This window comes from Stenotrophomonas sp. 109824_Sma (assembly GCF_056480025.1).
This window is the reverse complement of record NZ_CM151078.1, coordinates 1,962,667-1,983,982: the sequence shown is the minus strand read 5'-3', so window position 1 is coordinate 1,983,982 and position 21,316 is coordinate 1,962,667. Positions and strand designations below refer to the sequence as shown.

Below are 21,316 nucleotides of genomic sequence, written 5' to 3'. Positions count from 1 at the left end.
GTCAGTTCTCCAGAATTTCCAAGGCGGGCAAGGAAGCGACGATTTTTTGAGTTTCCAAGCTGACGGTGACGACCCGCTGGAAGATTTCCAGCGGGTAGCGAGGGTTGCTCATGGTTTCGATGGCCCAGTCGTTGGCGTCGTTGACGATTCCACTGGCCTTGTCCACGCGCACGGCTTGACGCTCCATGACCCATTCCAGCGCGGCCTTGCCGTTGACCACGTAATCCCAAGCAGCCTCAGGGATGCCAGCTAGAGTGATCTTGCTATTGTAGATCACAGCGCTACGGTCATTAACAGATTTCCCAGTTTCCGGGTCCCTCATCTTCGCGAACCTCATCTTCTCGACGCGGTAATCGGCTTCCGTCAGCACCCCCTTGGCTTCGATGGTCAGCGGGTAAATTTCCACCGTTTCGTAGCCCAAGTGCAGCGCAGCAAGCTCACGACCGGCCTTACTGAAACGCCAGAAATCTCCAGCGGCTCGTACACGCGGGATACGCGGCAACTCCTTGCTCAGGTTATCGGCGTATCGCTCACGATAGTCGGGTGAGTGCAGCAGGCCATAAATGTAATAGAAAAGGTCTTCTTTGCTAATCGATTCACCGAGATAGACGGATTGGAAGTGCGCGAGGCCGGAGTTGGTGATGGCGTCACGGCGCTGCGGGCGCGCGGTGGACTCACCGGAGAACAGGCCGTCATCGGACCCCTGAACTGCTTCGTCGTAGAGGTAGAGAGGGAACGCCTGACCATTGAAGTGAAGCTGCACGTCATTCCATGCATTTGTAGCAATACAGCTGAAGGACTTGGCACCATTCCCAGAGATGCTGATTGCAATATTCTCAGCATCTGACTGAGGGAAGAAGCGCAACATTTGTCCAACGCCCTCATTGAACCTGCGGCTGTAGTAAGCCCATTGCTTTGTGAATGGGCGATAGAGACATGTCGCAACAGAGCTAGCGTCATACTCAACCGCGCGCAGATTCACGAGCTCGTTCTTCAGCGAGCGCGACCAGCTGATCTTTGATGGCGATGTTTCAATGAAGGAATCAACCAGCGACTCCCGCCTGGCCTTTTCAACCCCACCATGAGCAGCCAAGAACTCTTCAACTTGACTATTGTAGAAGCCAATCATCCCAGCCATATTCTGACGAACCGAGCTAAGGCTTGAGTTGTAGCACCATGCGTCTCTGTTCGTCTTCAAGCCGAATGATTGGGACGAAAAGAGCTTTGAATCGTCAGTGTACTTCCCACCCATAGGAATGAATTTGTCGAACCTGCTGTCCCTTTGTTTTAGCCAGTCTCCGTGATCATCCGGGGTAATTTGCTGCCACTCAAGAACCCCGGCCACACTAACATAGGCTTCGATTTTCTCCAGCTTTTCTTCGCGGCTTAGATAGTCACCAATATCGTGAACATAGATGCGACCGCGTTCGCCAGCGTTCGGGTTCTTAACCAACAGAGAGATAGCGATTGGAGCGCGACTGCCGCTACCGAAAATTTTTCCACCTTCCCTGCGCGATGCCTCGCCACTGGTGCGCTGGTTGCCGCGCAGGTGAAACACGTAGAGACAGGAGAACTCGTCAGCCAGACATTTGCGCAGGCCGTCCGCAGTACTCGCTTCCAGAAACCCCGCATTGGTAACAAAGCCGATGACGCCGGCATCGCCAACACGATCACTGCCCCAGCGAAGCGCGCGAATATAGCTATCGTAGAGGGAGTTCTTCAGGGTTGCGACAGAGCGAGCAGCATAGGTGTCGCGAATGCGTGCATCGAGAGCTGGATAGTCAATGTTGGCGTTATTATCGTTGGCGCTTGACTGCCCTACCGAATACGGCGGATTTCCCACGATCACGCGAATGTTCAGCGTCTTCTGCCGCTTGCGTCGCCTGCTGTTATCCACCAGCAACCTATCTACCAAATCCTCCTTTTCGTACATTTGGAAGGTGTCGGTCAGGCAGATTCCCTCGAATGGCACGTAATCGCCGCCCACCAGACTGTGATAGGTCGCCTCTATATTGATGGCTGCGATGTAGTAGGCCAACAGCACCAACTCATTGGCGTGGATTTCGTGCCGATACTTGTGCGCCAGCTCCTCTGGTTTGATCAAGCCGGACTGCAGCAAGCGGGTGATGAAGGTGCCGGTTCCGGTGAACGGATCCAGAATGTGCACCCCCTTGCTGCCCAGGGTCTGGCCGAACTCCTGTTGCAAGAGGTGGTTGACACTGTGCAGGATGAAGTCAACAACCTCCACTGGGGTGTACACGATGCCCAGGCGCTCGGTCATCTTCGGGAACGCGTTGCGGAAGAACTTGTCGTAAAGCTCCACCACAATTTTCTGCTTACCGGTTGCGCTGTCGATGCCCTCAGCCCGTAGCTTCACGCTGTCGTAGAACTCCTGCAGGGTGCTGGCTTCCTTGCCCAGGTTTTGGGCGTCAAGCACGTCCAGCACCGCCTGCATGGCCTTGGACATCGGATTGTGGCTGGCAAAGCAGTAGTCTGCGAACAACGCGTCGAACACAGGTTTGGTGATCAGGTGCTGAGCCAGCATTTCGATAATGTCGCCATCGCTAACCTTGTCATTGAGGTCGTCACGTAGCTCAGCCGCGAACGCACCGAACGCCTTGCAGGCCTCGACCTGGGCTTCGTCTTCCAACAGAGCTTTGATGCGGTCAATGTGGGTCTGAGCAATTCTGGCGATATCATTTGCCCAGTCCTCCCAGTGGTGGCGGTTGCCGCACTTATCCACCACTTTGGCGTAAAGCGCGCGCTCGATCTCGCCGACCTCGAACTCGAATTCACCTTGGACTTCAGCGATGTAGTCAATCCCGGCCTCGCCGATGCTGTGCTTACCCTTAGCATTCGAGGCCTTACTGGTTGTCAGGCGAGCTCCCTTCTTCTGCACCGTGTCCGCAATGGCGATGACTTCCATCTTGTTGCGGTCCGGGCCGACCAAGTCCAGTTTGTTGACCATCGCATCGAAACGGTCGTCATGACTGCGCAGCGCCTGCAGTACCTGCCATACCACGGCATAGGTCTTGTTGTCGTTGAGCGCCTCGTGCGGCTCGATCCCTGCCGGGATCACCACCGGTAGGACCACATAGCCGCGCTGCTTGCCGGGTGCGTTACGCATCACGCGACCAACGGACTGGACCACATCCACCTGGGAGTTGCGCGGGGTCAGGAACAACACAGCGTCTAGCGCAGGCACGTCCACACCCTCGGACAGGCAGCGTACATTGGATAGTACGCGACAGGTGCCGGCGGGGGTCTCGGCCTTCAGCCAGTCCAGCTTGGCTTCCTTCTCGCTAGCATTCATTCCGCCGTCGACGTGGTCGGCTTGGCAGATCAGGCGGGCGCCTTCCTCAATGTCCTCAGCCTTCTGATAGGCCTCCACCACGGCCTGGAACATCCCGGAGATTTCCTTGGAGCTGACTTTGTGGGTCTTGCCGCCCTTGCCCGGCTCAATGACTTGGCAAAAGGCAACGGCTCGCTTCATCGGCTCAGACTTGTCGTTCCTATCCTCGACCATGTCCAGCTTAGCCAAAGCCTTCCAGCAGCCGACGATCTTTGCCGCGTCATCCACCCGCAAACTGTTGTTCTCATCCTTCAGCAGGGCCTGCAGCTTGCGGTTGATGTGGCCCTCCTCCACCGCCAGCACGATGACCTTGTAGTCCACCAGTAGGCCGCGCTTGACCGCCTCGGAGAAGTTGATGGTGAACAGCGCCTTGCCGTACCACTCTTCGTTGTCCATCGAGTACAGGGCAACGTTGTCGCGCTCGGCGATGGCCTTAGCCTCGTTGCCGTAGATGCGAGGGGTGGCGGTCATGTACAGACGCTTAGCCGCATGTAGGTAGTCGGCGTCGTGGACGCGCACAAACGCACTCTCAGCATCACCATCGAACGTAGCACCGGTGGTGCGGTGGGCTTCGTCGCAGATGATCAGATCGAAGTTGGCCAGGCCGTGATCGTGCTGGGCATGATGGATCACATCGATCGAGTGGTACGTACTGAAGACGACCGTCATGTGCTCGTCGTCCTGGCGCTGCGCCACACTCAAGGCGAGCCTGCGGGCGTCGGTGGTGGCCGGATAACGCAGCTCATGGGCGAAGGTTTGGACTGCGTCGTCCTCCTTCCGGGCCTTCTTCTTGCCGACCTCGGCATCGGAGCACACGGCAAAGCTGTGCAGCGGCGTGACGCTTTCCTGCGTCCATTCGGTCAGTGACTGGGACAGCAGGGACAGGCTGGGCACTAGGAACAACACCCGCTTGCCTTTACCGGCGAGGCTTTCGGCAATCTTGAGACTGGTGAAGGTCTTACCCGTGCCACAAGCCATGATGAGCTTGCCCCGGTCCGCCGCCTGCAATCCAGCAACTACCGCCCTCACTGCGGTTTCCTGGTGCGGGCGCAGGGACTTCTTTGCCTTGAGCGCCTGGATGGCGACCTTGGGCTGGTAGCACGACCAGTCGATCTGGCTGGCTTCCAGGTCGTGTAGGTCAATCTTGCTAACCGGTGGCTGTTGGTCCACCAGTGCGTTCTCTGCGTGCTCGGACCAGTGATTGGTGGTGCTGACGATGACGCGATGCGCGAACGGCTTGCGTCCCGACGCGGTAAAGAAGCTGTCAATGTCCTCCTTGCGCAGCTTGTAGTTGGCGTCGTAGAACTTGCACTGGATCGCGTGAATTTCGCCGCTGCCGGCGGCCTGGGCAACTAAGTCAATGCCGTCGTCTTTGGCGCTCAAGCCGTTGGCCGGCGCCCACTCTGCCCAAGTCCAGACGTTGCTATAGAGATCCCGGTAAGTGGCCTCGGTCCGGAGATAGGCCAAGATGACCTCCTCGAAGTAGGTCCCCTTCTCGCGCTCGCTAACTGCGGTGCGGCGGAAGGTGTCGAGGAGTTTGGAAAGTGCGGTCACAGATTGCGTTCCTAGTGCGGACTATTCGGCTTGGCCAGGGGCTATCACAGCGCTCCGTGCAACCGCCAAGCACTTGTGCACCAGCCCCCTCGCTCAAGGATTCTAGGGCATATGTTCCCGCAACTGGGTGATCTTCTGGTTTCTCGATGAAACCTGCACGGCTAGTTCCAGCATGGCCGACGGTTGGGTTACCTCGCTACGACGGGACTATGCAAATCCACGCAGTGGATCAGTCCGGAAGCGACGCGACAATGATCCACTACCTGAACGCATTAGGATATCGGGAGCCCAGCATGTCGGCGATCTCTGGGAGGCTGAATCCTGCCGACCGCAAGGCGGAAGCAAGGCGCCCTAGGGAAAGCGGCATGGCGCAAGTCAAGATTAGAAAGCGACTTGGTGTATCTCAGAAGACGATCTCTGACGACCTCAGAGACTGAATCGCCTAGGCCGCAGTAGGCAGGCACCATCCTCACTGGATGTCCGCTATCGGCAAAATGCGGACGTTGAGAAGTTTTAGCGACGGTCAACCTCAGACTGGTTTCTGCCCCTCGCCAAAAAACGCTAAGCGGCGACTTCCCATTGCGCGATTCCGAGGAATCGGTGGCTTGTGCAAACTGCGCCCAGGGCACGACCGCTCAATACTGAGTCTAGGCCCTTGCAGTGTCGACGGGGAACGCGTGAGCACGCACGGCAAACAACAAGGGCGCCTCTCGGCGCCCTCGTTCTTTCAACTCACTCCCACTCAATAGTCGCCGGCGGCTTCCCCGAGATGTCATAAACCACCCGCGACACCCCCCGCAACTCATTGATGATCCGGTTGCTCACCGTACCCAGGAACTCATACGGCAGATGCGCCCAATGCGCGGTCATGAAGTCAATCGTCTCCACTGCCCGCAGCGCAATCACCCACTCATAAGCACGCGCGTCACCCACCACGCCCACCGACTTCACCGGCAGGAACACGGCAAACGCCTGGCTGGTCTTGTCGTACAGGTCCGCCTTGCGCAGCTCGTCAATGAAGATGGCATCGGCCTTGGCCAGCAGCTCGGCGTATTCGCGCTTCACTTCACCCAGAATGCGCACGCCCAGGCCCGGACCCGGGAACGGGTGGCGGTAGACCATGGTGCGCGGCAGGCCCAGCTCGACGCCCAGGCGGCGCACTTCGTCCTTGAACAGCTCGCGCAGCGGCTCCACCAGGCCCAGCTTCATGTGCTCCGGCAGGCCGCCCACGTTGTGGTGGCTCTTGATCACATGCGCCTTGCCAGTCTTGCTGCCGGCCGACTCGATCACGTCCGGGTAGATGGTGCCCTGCGCCAGCCACTTGGCATTCTTCAGCTTGTTCGACTCTTCGTCGAAGATCTCAACGAACAGGTTGCCGATGATCTTGCGCTTGGCTTCCGGGTCGCTCACGCCTTCCAGCGCAGCGAAGTAACGGTCGGCGGCATTCACGCGCACCACCTTCACGCCCATGTGCTCGGCGAACATCGCCATCACCTGGTCGCCTTCCTGCCAGCGCAGCAGGCCAGTATCCACGAACACGCAGGTCAGCTTCTCGCCGATGGCCTTGTGCAGCAGCGCGGCCACGACGGACGAATCGACGCCGCCGGACAGGCCCAGGATCACTTCGTCATCGCCCACCTGTTCGCGCACGCGGGCGATCTGGTCGTCGATGATGTTGGCGGCGGTCCACAGGGTCTGGCAGCCGCACACATCCACCACGAAGCGGCGCAGCAGCGCCTGGCCCTGCAGGGTGTGGGTCACTTCCGGGTGGAACTGCACGCCGTACCAGCGCTTTTCTTCGTTGGCCATGGCGGCCACCGGAATGCGGTCGGTGGTGGCGGTGATGGTGAAGCCCGGCGGCGCAACAGAGACGTGGTCGCCGTGGCTCATCCAGACATTCAGCTTCGGCTCGCCGCCGTGGTCGCTCAGGCCCTTGAACAGTGCATCCGGGTTGATCACGTTCACTTCGGCGTGCCCGAACTCGCGCTGGTCAGCGGCTTCGGTGGCACCGCCCAGCTGCGCGGCCAGGGTCTGCATGCCGTAGCAGATGCCGAAGATCGGCAGGCCGCTGTCGAACACTTCCTGCGGCGCGGCCGGGGCACCCGGCAGCGTGGTCGATTCCGGGCCACCGGACAGGATGATGCCCTTGGCGCCAAACGCGGCGATCTCGGCCGGGTTGTGGTCCCACGCCCAGATTTCGCAGTAGACGCCCAGCTCGCGGATGCGGCGGGCGATCAGCTGCGTGTACTGCGCGCCGAAATCGAGGATGAGGATCTTGTCGTTATGGATGTTGGTCATGGCGCCCCGGCAATGCAGTAGGGAAAACGAGAATCTGAAAGAGAAAATGCGGCGGCAGATAGAGAAAGAGGAACGGGAAGTGCTTCCTCGTTCCTCTTTGCTCGGCCCGCGTCAGGCGCGGTAGTTCGGCGGCTCTTTGGTGATCGTCACGTCGTGGACGTGGCTCTCACGCTGGCCGGCGCCGCTGATCTTCACGAACTTGGGCTTGCTGCGCATGTCTTCGATGGTCGCGCAGCCCACGTAGCCCATGGTGGCGCGCAGGCCGCCCATCAGCTGGTGGATGATGCCGCCCACCGGGCCGCGGTACGGCACGCGGCCTTCGATGCCTTCCGGCACCAGCTTGTCGGCGGTGGCGGCGTCCTGGAAGTAGCGGTCCTTCGACCCCTTCTCCATGGCAGCCAGCGAACCCATGCCGCGGTAGCTCTTGTACGAACGGCCCTGATACAGCTCGGTCTCGCCCGGCGATTCCTCGGTACCGGCCAGCAGGCCGCCGACCATGATGGTCGAAGCACCGGCGGCCAGCGCCTTGCCGATGTCGCCCGAGTAGCGGATGCCACCGTCGGCGATCAGCGGGATGCGGTCCTGCAGCGCTTCGGCCACCAGGTCGATGGCGGTGACCTGCGGCACGCCGACGCCGGCAACGACGCGGGTGGTGCAGATCGAGCCCGGGCCGATGCCGACCTTCACTGCGTCCGCGCCACTGTCCAGCAGCGCCAGTGCGGCTTCGCCGGTGCAGATGTTGCCACCGATGACCTGCACGTTCGGGAAGTTCTTCTTGACCCAGCTGACGCGGTCCAGCACGCCCTGCGAGTGGCCGTGCGCGGTATCGACCACGATCACGTCCACGCCGGCGGCAACCAGCGCTTCCACGCGGCGATCGGTATCGCCACCCACGCCGACGGCAGCGCCGACCAGCAGGCGGGTCGACAGATCCTTGGCAGCGTTCGGGAAGTCGGTGTTCTTCTGGATGTCCTTGACGGTGATCAGGCCACGCAGTTCGAACGAATCATTGACCACCAGCACCTTTTCGATGCGGTTGCGGTGCAGCAGCTGCAGCACTTCGTCGGACGCGGCGCCTTCCTTGACCGTGATCAGGCGATCCTTCTTGGTCATGATGTGGCGGACCGGATCGTCCAGCTCGGTCTCGAAGCGCATATCGCGGTGGGTCACGATGCCGGCCAGCAGGCCGTCGCTGCCCACCACCGGCACGCCGGAGATGTTGTGCGCCTGGGTCAGGGCCAGCACGTCGCGGATGGTGGTTTCCGGGCCGACGGTGATCGGGTCGCGGATGACACCGGCCTCGAACTTCTTGACCTTGGCCACTTCCGCGGCCTGCTGTTCCAGGCTGAGATTCTTGTGGATGATGCCCATGCCACCGAGCTGTGCCATGGCGATGGCCAGGCGGGCTTCGGTGACGGTATCCATGGCTGCGGACAGGATCGGAAGCTTCAGCTTCAGGTCGCGAGTCAACCGCGTTTCGAGGTTGACGTCCTTGGGCAGGATGGTCGAATGGGCGGGGACGAGCGAGACGTCGTCGTAAGTGAGTGCTTCAGCCTGGATGCGCAGCATCGGCATACCCGAGATGTGGGGAAGCGCGACATTTTACCCTGTTTTCGCGCCCTGTGGCAGGGGGTAGATGCGACGCAGTGTCGCGCGGGCGGTGATTGGTTCAGGGGGGCCGCAACCTGCTCTCAGGGCATGGAACCTGCTCTCGGTGGGTGCGGACCGTTGGTCCGCACTGGAACCGCCTTTGGTAGGTGCCAACCTTGGTTGGCACAAACAGGGAGAGGCCTTCACCCCATCTGGAGTCCAGCGCCGGACGGATCGTGCCAACCAAGGTTGGCACCTACCAACAGCCGGTCGTCGGCCTGCCTGTGGTGGGTGCGGACCGTTGGTCCGCACTCTCTCTCAGACACCAGTGCCCCAGCAGGAGCCCCAGCCCTCTGGCATTGTGCCGACCAACGGTCGGCACCCACCAGCAGCACATCTCGCGAGCAGACCCAAGGGCCAGATCCAGCCGCTTTAGGTGGGTGCGGACCGTTGGTCCGCACTATCCCTCAGACATCTGAGACCAGCCCCAGCCGCCGTCAGCTAAGCGCTTCCGCCGCTTCCAACGTGTTCTGCATCAACGTGGCCACGGTCATCGGGCCGACACCACCCGGCACCGGGGTGATCCAGCTCGCCCGCTGGGCAGCCGCTTCAAACCCGACGTCGCCCACCAGGCGGCCGTCATCCAACCGGTTGATACCGACGTCGATCACCACCGCGCCCGGCTTCACCCACTCGCCCGGCACGATGCCCGGGCGGCCCACCGCCACCACCAGGATGTCGGCGTTGCGCACGGCCTGTTCCAGCACGTCCTTGGGGGTGAACTTGTGGCAGCTGGTCACGGTACAGCCGGCAATCAGCAGCTCCAGGCCCATCGGGCGGCCGACGTGGTTGCTCACGCCCACGATGGTGGCGTTGCGGCCACGCACCGGTTGGTCGGTGTGGCCCAGCAGCGTGGTGATGCCGCGCGGGGTGCACGGGCGCAGGCCGAACTCGCGCAGGGCCAGGTGGCCGACGTTTTCCGGGTGGAAACCGTCCACGTCCTTGCGCGGGTCGATGCGCTGGATCAGCCGGCGCGCGTCCGGAATGCCCGGCAGCGGCAGCTGGATCAGGATGCCGTTGATCTTCGGATCGGCGTTGAGCTGGTCGATCAGGTCGAGCAGTTCGGCTTCGGTGGTACCGGCCGGCAGATCGTAGTCATGCGCTTCGATGCCGACCTTCTCGGCGGCACGGCGCTTGTTGCGCACGTACACGGTCGAGGCCGGGTCGCCACCGACCAGCACCACGGCCAGGCCCGGGCGGCTGCCACCGGCGGCCACGCGCGCGTCGACGCGCACCTTCAGGCTGTCGAGCAGGTCCTCGGCGATGCGGCGGCCATCAAGGATGCGGGCAGGAAGCTGGGGGGCGGAATCGGTCATCGGGAGCGGGCGTGGGGCGGCGGGGACGCTATTGTCCCCGATTCAGGCCCCCTCGCCCACCGCGGAATGGGGTCCTGATGGGGTCGGATCCCTTTGCCGCAGGCAAAGGGCTCTGACCCCGGGGTGACGCAAATTGCCGCCCGCCGGTAGTGCCGGCCGCTGGCCGGCAACCTCATGACGTCGGAACGTTGCCGTATCTGCCGCCCAGCGGCCGGCACTACCGGGCTTTATTCTTCCTCTTCCGGCACATCCTGCGGGTTCAGCGTCTTGCTCTCCCGCTTCGGCGCAGTGAACGGCGTCGGCGTCGGTACGCCCTGCGGGCTGTTGCCGTAGATCATCCGCGCCCCGGCATTCAAACCACCGCCGGCAATCTCCAGCTCGAAACGCTCGGCATCGCGGCGACGGATCTGCTCGGCAATCTCCACCGCGTCGTCTTCATCCGCCCCCAGTTCCACCAGCGCGGCCTGGCCAAACAGCACTGCCGATTCAAAGGTCTCGCGAATCTGGAAATCGACACCGGCATGGATCAGCCGCAGCGAATGCTCGCGGTCGAACGAGCGCACCATCAACTTGGCCTGCGGGAATTCATGCGCCACCAGTTCAACGATGCGGTCGGCCGCCTCGGCCTTGTCCACGCACACCGCAATCGCACGCGCGGTCGCGGCACCTGAGGCATGCAATACATCCAGACGCGTGCCATCGCCGTAATAGATCTTGAAGCCGAAGCGCGCCGCGCTCTGGATCATCTCCACATCGTTGTCGATGATGGTCACGTCCACGTCGCGCGCCAGCAGCGACTGGCTGGCGACCTGGCCGAAGCGGCCGAAGCCGATCAGCAGCACGCTGCCGGACAGGCCATCGGCCTCGTCCACGCCATCCATGTTCACCGTCGGCTTCGGTGCGATGCGCTTGTAGACCAGCACCACCAGCGGCGTCAGTGCCATCGACAGCACCACCACGGCGGTGAAGTTGGCATTGATCTCCAGGTCGATCACGCCGGCCGAAGCCGCAGCCGAGAACAGCACGAAGGCGAACTCGCCGCCCTGCGCCATCAGCACGCCGCGATCCAGCGCCTGCGCGTGGTCGCTGCCCATCACGCGCGCCACCACGTAGATGCACAGCGCCTTGGCCGCCATCAACGCCAGCACCAGGCCTAGGATCAGCTGCCAGTGCGCGGCCACCACGCTCAGGTCCAGCGCCATGCCCACGCTGAGGAAGAACAGGCCGAGCAGGATGCCGCGGAACGGCTCGATGTCCGCCTCGATCTGGTGGCGGAAGGTCGACTCGCTCAGCAGCACGCCGGCCAGGAACGCGCCCATCGCCATCGACAGGCCGGACAGCTGCATCAGCAGTGCCGCACCCAGCACCACCAGCAGCGCGGCGGCGGTCATCACCTCGCGCGCCTTCGACTCGGCCAGCACGCGGAACAGCGGGTTGAGCAGGAAGCGGCCGACCAGCACCAGGCCGACGATGGCACCCACACCGATCGCCACCGACAGCCAGCGCGAACCCTCGCCATCGGCGCTGCCTGCGCTCGGACCCATCCACGCCACCAAGGCCAGCAACGGCACGATCAGCAGGTCTTCGAACAGCAGGATGGAGACGATCTTCTGCCCCGACGGCAGCGCGATGTCACCGCGCTCGGCCAGCAGCTGCATCACCACTGCGGTGGAGGTGAGCACGAAGCCGGTGGCGCCGATGAAGGCCACCTGCCACGGCAGGCCGAACAGCTTGGCGATGCTGGTCAGCACCACCGCACAGGTGACGATCTGCAGCGTGCCCAGCCCGAAGATTTCCTTGCGCAGGCTCCACAGGTGTGAGGGCCGCATCTCCAGACCGATCACGAACAGGAACATCACCACGCCGAGCTCGGCGGTATGCAGGATCGCCTGCGGGTCGGAGAACCAGCCCAGCCCGAACGGTCCGATCGCCAGGCCAGCGGCGAAGTAGCCCAGCACCGAGCCCAGGCCGGCCCGGCGGAACAAAGGCACCATCACCACCGCCGCGCCCAACAGGGCGACGACCTTGACCAGCTCGCTGGTCGCTGCTTCTACCGCCATGCGGTGTTTTCCCCAAGATCCAGAATCGGGTTCAACAATAGAGCAATGCCGATGACGGCAATAGCACGCATGTTGCGCCGGATTGTCTTGGATGTGGAACGATGCTGGGAGCGACCCCCAGCATCATCCCGAAACCCGATACATCCATCCACGCATGGCGTGGATCTACCGACGCATTAGTAGATCCACGCCATGCGTGGATGACGCCCGGCTAGGCTCATCCACCCCGACAGAACGCGGCGTAATCGATATACCCCGGGAACGGCACGCCCGGCGCGCACACCGGGCAGTACGGGTCCGGCCGGATGCCGGTCTCGCGGAAGCGCATGCCCAGCGCATCGAAGCGCAGCAGGCGCCCCACCAGCGGCTCGCCGATGCCCAGCAGCAGCTTCAGCACCTCGGTAGCCTGCAGCACGCCGGCCAATCCCGGCAGCACACCCAGCACACCGGCCTCGGAACAGTTCGGTGCGAACTCCGGCGGCGGCGGCTCGGGGAACAGGCAGCGGTAGCACGGCGCCACGCCGCGCTGGCGGCCGGCGTCAAACACGCTTACCTGGCCATCAAAGCGCTCGATGGCGGCATACACCAGCGGCTTGGCGTGCTTGATGCAGGCGTCGTTGAGCAGGTAGCGCAGCGGGAAGTTGTCCGACCCATCCAGCACCACATCCACGCCGGCCAACAGCGCATCCACGTTCTCGGAAGTGACCCGCTCGGGCACCGCCTCGACCTCGATCGACGGGTTCAGCGCCAGCAGCCGCTCGCGCGCGGAATCAACCTTGAGCTGGCCGACGCTGGCTTCGGTATGCACGATCTGCCGGTGCAGGTTGCTGCGCTCCACCCGGTCGTGGTCGGCGAAACGCAGGTGCCCTACCCCTGCGGCGACCAGGTAGAAGCCAGCCGGCGCGCCCAATCCACCCGCGCCCAACACCAGCACGCGCGACTGCTGCAATCGGCGCTGGCCGGCCTCGCCCACCTGCGGCAGCAGCAGGTGGCGCGAGTAGCGATCAAAGAAGTCGCGGTCGGCGGCGCTGGCCAGCGGCTGCACCAGCGGCAGCGCCTGCTCGCGCCAGGCCACGGTACCGCCCGTCACGGAAGCCACGTTCGAGTAACCCGCCGCGATCAGCACCTGGGCCGCATCGGCCGAGCGCTTGCCGCTCTGGCAGATCAGCAGGATCTCCTGGTCGTGCCGCGGCAGATGCACGGCCGGGTCGGCCTGCAGCTCGCCCTTGGCCACGCCGCGCGCGCCCTCGGCCATGCCGCCGGCCCGTTCGTGCGCCTCGCGCACATCGATCAGCACGGCGCCGTGGGCCAGGCGCTCACGTGCCCGTGCGGGGGAAAGCTCGTGGATGCTCATGGCCGCATTATCGCGCAGACCCTGCACCCGGGGTCAGATCCCTTTTCCGGAGGAAAAGGGATCTGACCCCATTCCCCACAACGAAAAAGGCGGCCCTGCGGCCGCCTTTCTCTGAATCACTTGCCCTTGACGTGCTTCATCAAGCGCCGCTTGGCCTTGACCTGCCGCTCGGTGAGGACGTTCTTCTTGCCCTCATACGGGTTGGTACCCTCGCGGAAGATGAAGCTCACCGGCGTGCCAATCAGCTTGAAGCGCTTGCGGAAGAAGTTCTCCAGGTAGCGCTTGTACGATTCCTGCAGCTCCTTCAGGCGCGTGCCGTGCACGATGAAGGTCGGCGGGTTGGCCCCGGCCGGGTGCACGTAACGCAGCTTGGAGACATGGCCGCGGATGGTCGGCGGCGGGTTGGTCTCGTAGGCCACTTCCAGCGCCTTGTTCACTTCGCTGGTGGTGAAGGTCTTGTTCGCCGATTCGTGCGCGCGGTGCACCGCACGGAACAGCTCACGCAGGCCCGAGCCATGCTTGGCCGAGATGCGCACGGACTCGGCCCACGGCACGAAGCCCAGCTTCAGCGACAGCATGGTTTCCGCCTGCTCGCGCTGGTACTCGGTCAGGCCATCCCACTTGTTGATGGCGATCACCAGCGCGCGGCCGGCGTCGAGCACGGCACCGAGCACGGTGGCGTCCTGGTCGGTCACGCCTTCGGTGGCGTCGAGCATCAGCACGGCCACCTGGCACTGCTCGATCGACTGCATGGTCTTGACCACCGAGAACTTCTCGACGACCTCGTCCACGCGCGAACGACGGCGCAGGCCGGCGGTATCAATCAGGCGGTATTCTCGGCCGTCACGCTCCAGGTCCACGGCGATCGAGTCGCGGGTGGTGCCCGGCACGTCGGAGGCGATCATGCGCTCCTCGCCGAGGATGCGGTTGACCAGCGTCGACTTGCCCACGTTGGGGCGGCCGACGAAGGCGATGCGGATGCGGTTCGGATCGTTGTCCAGCTCTTCGCCGCTGCCTTCTTCCGGCAGGCGCTGGATCACTTCGTCCAGCAGGTCGTCCAGACCCTGGCGATGCGCGGCCGACACGGTCAGCATCTCGCCGAAGCCGTAACGGGCGAACTCCGAACGCACGGTGTCCTCGTCGGTGCCGTCGATCTTGTTGATCAGCAGCAGCGTCGGGCGCGACAGCTTGCGCAGCCAGGCCAGGATCTCGTCGTCCATCGCCGACGTTCCCTCACGGGCATCGACCACGAACAGGATCAGGTCGGCTTCCGCCGCAGCGGCGCGGGCCTGGCGGGTGGTAGCCCCTGCCAGTCCCTCTTCCTCTTCCGCGATACCGCCGGTGTCGACGACGAGGAAATGATTGTCCTCGTCCAGACGACAGACACCGTAATTGCGGTCGCGGGTGACGCCGGGCTGGTCATGGACCAGCGCGTCACGGGTGCGCGTAAGCGCATTGAAAATAGTCGACTTGCCGACATTCGGCCGTCCAACCAGGGCGACCAAAGGCAGCATCGCGATTACTCCAATTTTTAATTTGCCAACCGGAAGGCGGTCAGCTTGCCATCAACGTTCTGCACCAGCAGCACCCCGTCTGCGACGACCGGCTGGGCCAGCAGGGCGTCGCCGCCACTTTTTGCCCGTGCCGCCATCGCACCATCGGACGCCTGCAACCAGTGCACGTATCCCTTGTAGTCGCCGACCACCACGTAGTCGCCGTGCAGCGCCGGGCCGGTCAGCGAACGACGGGCCAGTGCGGTCTGCGACCACATGGCAGCGCCGCTGGCCTTGTCCAGGCCGAACACGCCGCCCTTGTTGTCGGTGACGAACACATTGCCCGACGACACTGCCACGCCACCGGCACCGCCATGGTCGCGCGCCCACAGCGGGCGACCGGTCGGGCCTTCGATGGCCATGGTCTGGTTCTTGAAGCTGCTCACGTAGAGGGTGTTGCCCTCCAGCACCGGAGCGCCGTCGACGTCCGCCATGCGCTCCAGCTCGGTGCGGCCTTCGCCGTTGCCGAGGCTCTGTTCCCACAGGGTGCGGCCATCCTGCTGGGCCAGGGCCGCAACCGCGCCCTCGTCCTTGCCGATGAACAGCACGCCCGGGCCGGTCACCACCGGCGCATTGCCGCGCACGGTCAGCGCCGGCAGTTCGCTCGGGTTGAACCACTTCTGGGTGCCGTTGCCGGCATCGAAGGCGGTGACGCGGCCGTCGTTGCTGCGCACGTAGACCATGCCCTGGGCAACGGCCGGCGCGGCGATGACTTCACCCGGAACACGGGCGCGCCACTTCTCGCTGCCATCGTTGATGTCCAGCGCGATGACCTGGCCATCCAGCGTGCCGATCACGACCAGGTTCTCACCGACACCCGGGCCGCCGGACAGGCGCAGCTTGGCCTTCTTCTTTTCCTTCTTCGGCTCCCAGGTCCAGACCTTCTTGCCGGTCTGCAGGTCGATGGCGTGCACACCACCGGTGATCGCCGCAGCGAACACGTGGCCGTTGGCCACCGCCGGGCCCTGGCGCACGCCGATGCGGCGCTCGCCCTTGCCGAGGTTGACCGACCAGGCCTTGCTGACCTTCAGGGTCGGCTCGAACTTGACCAGCTCAGCCGGTTCCTGTGCCTTCTTCGCGGCCGCGTCCTTGCCAGCGAACCAGCCCTTCATGGTGCTGCAGCCGGTCAGGGCCATGCCCATCAGGAGCACGGTGGCGACGCGGGTGATCATGACCTTCTGACTCATCAAACCGACTCCGCAGGGGCGGCGACGGTGCCGCCGGCGTCCATAACCTTGGTTTCCAGCAGGCGCCGCTGCGGCGCTGCCACGTCCAGCGTCTTCAGCGCCTTCTCATACTGTGCACGGGCGTCATCGCGCTTGCCCTGCGCCATCAGCGCATCGCCATGGATTTCCAGGCTGCTGCTGTCGGTGGCGCTGCCCAGCAGCTTGATCGCCTCGTCGCTCTTGCCGGTAGCCACCAGCAGGCGGGCCACACGCTGGTCGACCACGCGCTGCAGGTCACCCTCGACCTTCACATTGCGCAGGGTGGCCAGTGCTTCTTCGTTCTTGCCGGCGTCGACCTGGGCCTTGGCCAGCTGCAGCGCCGCGAGGTCGCCGTAGATGCTGGACGGGCCGGCTTCGAGCGCCTTGACCGCCTTGGCGGCGTCGTCAAGCTTGTTCTGCTGCAGGCCCTGCAGGGCCTTCTGGTACTCGACATTGGCCGAGGCCAGCTTGCCGCCCTGATCCTTCTGGTACCACTGCCAGCCGGCAATGGCACCGATGGCGATGACTACGCCACCGAGGATGCTGGCGCCATTCTTCCGCAGCCAGCTGCGGACGCGTTCACTTTGTTCGTGCTCGTCGAGCAGATCGTCGATCGCCATGCGTACTCTCGCCCCGCCCGTCGGGAGGGACCATTGGGATTAATCGAAGGTGGTGAAACCGCGCCTCAGTGCGAAACCGGGACTACGGAGCCTTCAGAGGATACCTGAAAGCGTGCCACGTTGGCTCGCTGGTAGGGGGTCAGATCGACGATAGCGCCGTTCTGCTGAACCTGGACCGCCGAGGCGTTGCCCAGGGTCACCCGGGTCACCTGGCCCGGCGTGAAGCTGCGGGTCTCGCCGGACTTGATCAGCGCCTTCTCGACGGTGCTGCCGTCCGGGCCGCCGATGTCGACCCAGCTGTCGCCGCTGAACTGCATTTCCAGCGCGTTGCCGGCAGCCGCCGGGGCCGGCGCCGGGCGCGGCACCGGGGCCAGCGAGGCCACGTACGGGGTCGCCGCCGGCTTGCTGGCCGGGGCAATGGTCGCTTCGGCCGGCGCGACAGCCTCGGCACCGGCTGCGGACGGGGTGACCGGCACGGCGGCCGGGATCACGTCCAGCGAGGCGGTGCTCGGCGACGGGGTCGCGCTGCCGTCGAAGTGGCCACGGGTGGCGAACCACACCGGCACCGCCAGCACGGCGGTGATGCCGACGTACAGCACGCGCCGGCCGAGGTTCTCGGCGATGCGGCGCGCACGCGGGGTATGGGTATGGCTGACCAGGGTGGGCGGAACCACCGGGCCGACCTGGGCCTGTTCCAGCAGCTGGCCCACGTCCACGTCCAGCAGGCGCGCGTAGCTGCGCAGCTGGCCGCGCACGAACACCGGCGCCCCCAGCTTCTGCCATTGTTCCTCTTCCAGCGACTTGACCACCTGGACCGGCATGCGCAGGCGCGAGCCGACATCTTCGAGAGTCAGTCCGGCCGCTTCGCGGGCCTGGCGCAGGCGGGTGCCGCAGCCGGCCGCAGTCTCGAGAGCGCTCACAGTCTGGTCATCAATCACAATGCATCAACCCTGGAGTTAGGAGCCCGCTTCCTGCGGAAATTCCTGTCGAATCCGCTGCAGATAACGATCAGATGCCGCCCGATCGCCCAGCCTCGCTTCGATTTGAGACGCAAGTTGTAACACGGAACGCGTTGCGGGTGCAGCCGCAATCCTACGTTCGGCGAAGGCCCGGGCCTCCATGTAGCGGCCCTGGCGGAAGCTCAGCTGGGCCATCGACTCCAGCGCGACCGGGTTGGCCGGCGCCGCGACGAGGGCCGCACGCAGGTCGCGTTCGGCTCGTTCGAGCTGGCCCGCGTCCAGCGCGCAGCTGCCGGCATTGGCCTGCGCCTCGCCCGGAGTGGCATAGCCCGGCGCCTGCAGCGCCCGGTCGAACCAGGCCAGCGATTCGGCCGGCTGGCCCTGCTGGCACAGCCAGGCGCCATAGTTGTTGAGCACGTCTCCGCGCTGCGGCGCCAGTTCGGCGGCCTTGCGGAAATTCTCGCCCGCCTGGCGGGTGCGGCCACGACGGTCATCGATGCCGGCCTGCAGCACCAGCGCATCGGGAGCCTCGGGCGCCAGCTTCAGTGCTTCGCGCACCTTGCGCTCGGCGGCGTCGAGATTGCCGACCTGCATGTCGCGGGTCGCCAGGGTCAACAGGTCGCGCCAGCGCACTTCGCGCCGCACGCTTTCCGGGTCACCCACCGAGTAGACCGGCGCCTGGCTCGGCCCGAGCTTGGCCTTGGGATGGGATTTGCAGCCGCCGACCGCAACGGCCAGCGCGCCTGCGAGAAGCACCAGCCAGAGGCGGTCAGGCCGCGGCATCACTCCCCTTCCCCGCCTGCAGCGTCTTGTTGAACTCCGCCTGGCGGCGGGTGCGGTCCATCACCTGGCCCTTGAGCTGGCCACAGGCGGCGTCGATGTCGTCGCCACGGGTGCGGCGGACCATGGTCAGCACGTTGCTGTCGAGCAGGATCTTCTGGAAGGCACGGATGTGCGCTTCTTCCGAACGCTCGTAGCGGGTACCCGGGAACGGGTTGAACGGGATCAGGTTGACCTTGCCCGAATCCTTGGCCTGCACCGCGTTGTCGAACTGGCGCATCAGGCGGGCCAATTCGCGGGCATGCTCGGGCTTGTCGTTGATACCCTTCATCAGGGTGTATTCGAAGGTGACCGATTCGCGGCGCTTGTTGGCGCGCAGGTAGCGTGCGCACGAGGCCATCAGCTCGGCGATCGGGTACTTCTTGTTGAGCGGCACCAGGGTCTCGCGCAGCGCATCGTTCGGCGCATGCAGCGACACCGCCAGCGACACGTCGCTTTCGGCAGACAGGCGATCGATCTGCGGCACCAGGCCGGAGGTCGACAGGGTCACGCGCTTGTTGGCCAGGCCGTAGCCCAGGTCGTCGCGCATCACGTTCATGGCGCGCACGACGTTGTCGAAATTCATCAGCGGCTCGCCCATGCCCATCATCACCACGTTGGTGAGGCGGCGCATCTGGTGCGGCACGTTGCCCAGGTGGCGTGCGGCAACCCACACCTGGCCGATGATCTCGGCGGTGGTCAGGTTGCGGTTGAAGCCCTGGGTGGCGGTGGAGCAGAACGTGCAGTTCAGGCCGCAACCGACCTGCGAGGACACGCACAGCGTGCCGCGGGTCTTGTCCGGGATGTACACGGTCTCGATGGCGTTCTTGCCATCCACACCCATCGCCAGCAGCCACTTGTGGGTGCCGTCGGCGGAGGGCTTGTCGAACACGATGTTGGGAACCAGCACCTCGGCATGGGCCTGCAGCTTGGCGCGCAGGACCTTGCCGAGGTCGGTCATTTCATCGAAGTCGGTGACGTAGCGATGGTGGATCCACTTCATCACCTGATGGGCACGGAACTTCTTCTCGCCGAGAACCTCGACGAAGAACTTCTCCAGGCCCGCGCGATCGAGGTCGAGCAGGTTCTGCTTGCCAGCCGTGGGTGCCGACTTCGGCAGCGGCTGGATGGCGGGGGACTGTACGACCTCGTTCACGGCATTACTCTCAGCGCGAAACGACTTCGGTGGCGGCGAAGAAGTAGGCGATTTCAATCGCGGCATTCTCGACCGAGTCCGAGCCGTGGGCGGCGTTGGCATCGATGGATTCGGCGAAGTCGGCGCGGATGGTGCCCGGCGCGGCTTCCTTCGGGTTGGTGGCGCCCAGCAGGTCGCGGTGGGCCAGGACGGCGTTCTCGCCTTCCAGGGCCTGGATCATCACCGGGCCGGAGATCATGAACTCGACCAGCGCGTTGAAGAACGGACGCTCGCGGTGCACGGCGTAGAAGCCTTCGGCTTCACGGCGCGACAGCTGCTTGTACTTGGCGGCCACGACCTTCAGGCCGGCCTTCTCGAAGCGGGCGTAGATTTCGCCGATGACGTTCTTGGCAACGGCGTCCGGCTTGATGATCGAAAGGGTGCGCTCCAGCGCCATGGGATGTCTCCAATGGAATCGGGCCGCTGATGGCCCGAAGGGTAACATGAAAAAAACCCGCGTCGGGACGCGGGCTTAGCCTGATAAACGTAGGCGAATTGTAAAAGATCCCGTGCAGTAGTGCCAGCCCATGGCTGGCAGGCAGGATGCGGGATATCGAGCGCCGGAGCCTGCCCATTCAGGATCATGCGTTGCCAGCCATGGGCTGGCACTACTGAATCCCTTGTAACCGGGCGACAGGATTTTGCTGCACTGCAAAATGCCATACGGTACCGTCTGGTCCTAGTATCAAACAATCGTTTGATTAAGGTCTGCCCGCCGATGGCCAAACCCGCCCACTTCTCGACCAAGGACCGCATTCTCGGCGCGGCCGAGGAGCTGTTCGCACAGCACGGCTTCGCCGGCACTTCGCTGCGCCAGGTGACCAGCCAGGCCGACGTCAACATCGCTGCGGTCAACTACCACTTCGGCTCCAAGGAAAACCTGGTCAACGAGGTGTTCCGCCGCCGCATGGACGAGATGACCGGCGCCCGCCTGTCGCAGCTCGAGCGCGCCCGCAGCGAACACCCCGGGCAGCTGCGCCCGGTGCTGGCCGCCTTCGTCGAACCGGCACTGGCGCTGGCCCAGGACCGCCAGAACGGCGGCGCCTTCGTGCGCGTGATCGCCCGCGCCTACGCCGAGAAGAACGACAACCTGCGCAAATTCCTGTCCGACCACTACGGCCACGTGCTGCGCGCGTTCGGCAAAGCCATCGGCGAGTGCGTGCCCGACCTGAGCAAGGAAGAGCTGTACTGGCGCCTGGACTTCCTGGCCGGCTCGCTCACCTATGCCATGGCCGACTTCGGGCTGATCAAGCGTCCCGCCGGTGTCACCGAAGCGGCGCATCGTGCCCATGCCGCCCACGAACTGATCCATTTCGCCGAAGCCGGGTTCCGCGCCGCCGCTCGCGCCAGCGCCCTGCCCGCTTCCCTTTGATTCCACCCA

At 64.1% G+C, this 21,316-nt stretch carries 14 protein-coding genes; 1 reads left to right on the top strand and 13 read right to left on the bottom strand.

Going from position 1 to position 21,316, the window contains the following annotated elements; all coding sequences use genetic code 11:
- Position 1: 1 nt before the first annotated feature.
- The 13 genes from ACZK1G_RS09500 to ndk form a co-directional block, all read right to left on the bottom strand.
- Positions 2 to 4,906 carry a DEAD/DEAH box helicase gene (locus ACZK1G_RS09500; RefSeq protein WP_101765322.1) on the bottom strand — a complete coding sequence of 1,635 codons (4,905 nt, stop codon included), beginning with the start codon at positions 4,904 to 4,906 and terminating at the stop codon, positions 2 to 4.
- A gap of 732 nt (positions 4,907 to 5,638) precedes the next feature.
- Complete coding sequence (gene guaA / locus ACZK1G_RS09495; protein WP_005413109.1) at positions 5,639 to 7,204, bottom strand: glutamine-hydrolyzing GMP synthase; 1,566 nt, start codon at positions 7,202 to 7,204, stop codon at positions 5,639 to 5,641.
- Between the two features lie 111 nt (positions 7,205 to 7,315).
- On the bottom strand, positions 7,316 to 8,773 hold the full coding sequence (gene guaB, locus ACZK1G_RS09490; protein ID WP_005409308.1) for an IMP dehydrogenase: 1,458 nt from the start codon (positions 8,771 to 8,773) through the stop codon (positions 7,316 to 7,318).
- Positions 8,774 to 9,291: 518 nt separating this feature from the next.
- On the bottom strand, positions 9,292 to 10,170 hold the full coding sequence (gene folD, locus ACZK1G_RS09485; RefSeq protein WP_014036908.1) for a bifunctional methylenetetrahydrofolate dehydrogenase/methenyltetrahydrofolate cyclohydrolase FolD: 879 nt from the start codon (positions 10,168 to 10,170) through the stop codon (positions 9,292 to 9,294).
- A gap of 227 nt (positions 10,171 to 10,397) precedes the next feature.
- Positions 10,398 to 12,230, bottom strand: coding sequence for a monovalent cation:proton antiporter-2 (CPA2) family protein (locus ACZK1G_RS09480; RefSeq protein WP_101765321.1), 1,833 nt, complete (start codon positions 12,228 to 12,230; stop codon positions 10,398 to 10,400).
- A 217-nt stretch (positions 12,231 to 12,447) separates the two neighbouring features.
- A complete protein-coding gene (moeB, locus tag ACZK1G_RS09475) occupies positions 12,448 to 13,584 on the bottom strand; it encodes a molybdopterin-synthase adenylyltransferase MoeB (RefSeq protein WP_101765320.1) in 1,137 nt (378 codons plus the stop codon).
- Positions 13,585 to 13,700: 116 nt separating this feature from the next.
- Positions 13,701 to 15,098, bottom strand: a complete 1,398-nt coding sequence (der, locus tag ACZK1G_RS09470) for a ribosome biogenesis GTPase Der (protein WP_014036905.1) — start codon at positions 15,096 to 15,098, stop codon at positions 13,701 to 13,703.
- Between the two features lie 17 nt (positions 15,099 to 15,115).
- Positions 15,116 to 16,324 carry an outer membrane protein assembly factor BamB gene (gene bamB, locus ACZK1G_RS09465; RefSeq protein WP_101765319.1) on the bottom strand — a complete coding sequence of 403 codons (1,209 nt, stop codon included), beginning with the start codon at positions 16,322 to 16,324 and terminating at the stop codon, positions 15,116 to 15,118.
- Positions 16,324 to 16,962 carry a YfgM family protein gene (locus ACZK1G_RS09460; RefSeq protein WP_032960761.1) on the bottom strand — a complete coding sequence of 213 codons (639 nt, stop codon included), beginning with the start codon at positions 16,960 to 16,962 and terminating at the stop codon, positions 16,324 to 16,326. The genes bamB and ACZK1G_RS09460 overlap by 1 nt, the downstream gene beginning before the upstream one ends.
- 65 nt (positions 16,963 to 17,027) lie before the next feature.
- Positions 17,028 to 17,900, bottom strand: coding sequence for a RodZ domain-containing protein (locus ACZK1G_RS09455; protein WP_101765318.1), 873 nt, complete (start codon positions 17,898 to 17,900; stop codon positions 17,028 to 17,030).
- 18 nt (positions 17,901 to 17,918) lie between these two features.
- Entirely contained in the window at positions 17,919 to 18,704 is a 786-nt protein-coding gene (pilW, locus tag ACZK1G_RS09450) for a type IV pilus biogenesis/stability protein PilW (RefSeq protein ID WP_101765317.1), read from the bottom strand.
- On the bottom strand, positions 18,691 to 19,896 hold the full coding sequence (gene rlmN / locus ACZK1G_RS09445) for a dual-specificity RNA methyltransferase RlmN (RefSeq protein WP_101765316.1): 1,206 nt from the start codon (positions 19,894 to 19,896) through the stop codon (positions 18,691 to 18,693). Before rlmN ends, pilW begins: the two co-directional genes overlap by 14 nt.
- A 10-nt stretch (positions 19,897 to 19,906) precedes the next feature.
- Complete coding sequence (gene ndk / locus ACZK1G_RS09440; protein ID WP_005409295.1) at positions 19,907 to 20,332, bottom strand: nucleoside-diphosphate kinase; 426 nt, start codon at positions 20,330 to 20,332, stop codon at positions 19,907 to 19,909.
- A 321-nt stretch (positions 20,333 to 20,653) separates the two neighbouring features.
- Between ndk and ACZK1G_RS09435 the strand changes: the two genes are divergently transcribed.
- The gene (locus tag ACZK1G_RS09435) at positions 20,654 to 21,307 is read left to right on the top strand and encodes a TetR/AcrR family transcriptional regulator (protein WP_014646856.1); all 654 of its coding nucleotides are present in this window, start codon (positions 20,654 to 20,656) and stop codon (positions 21,305 to 21,307) included.
- The last annotated feature ends 9 nt before the right edge of the window (positions 21,308 to 21,316 follow it).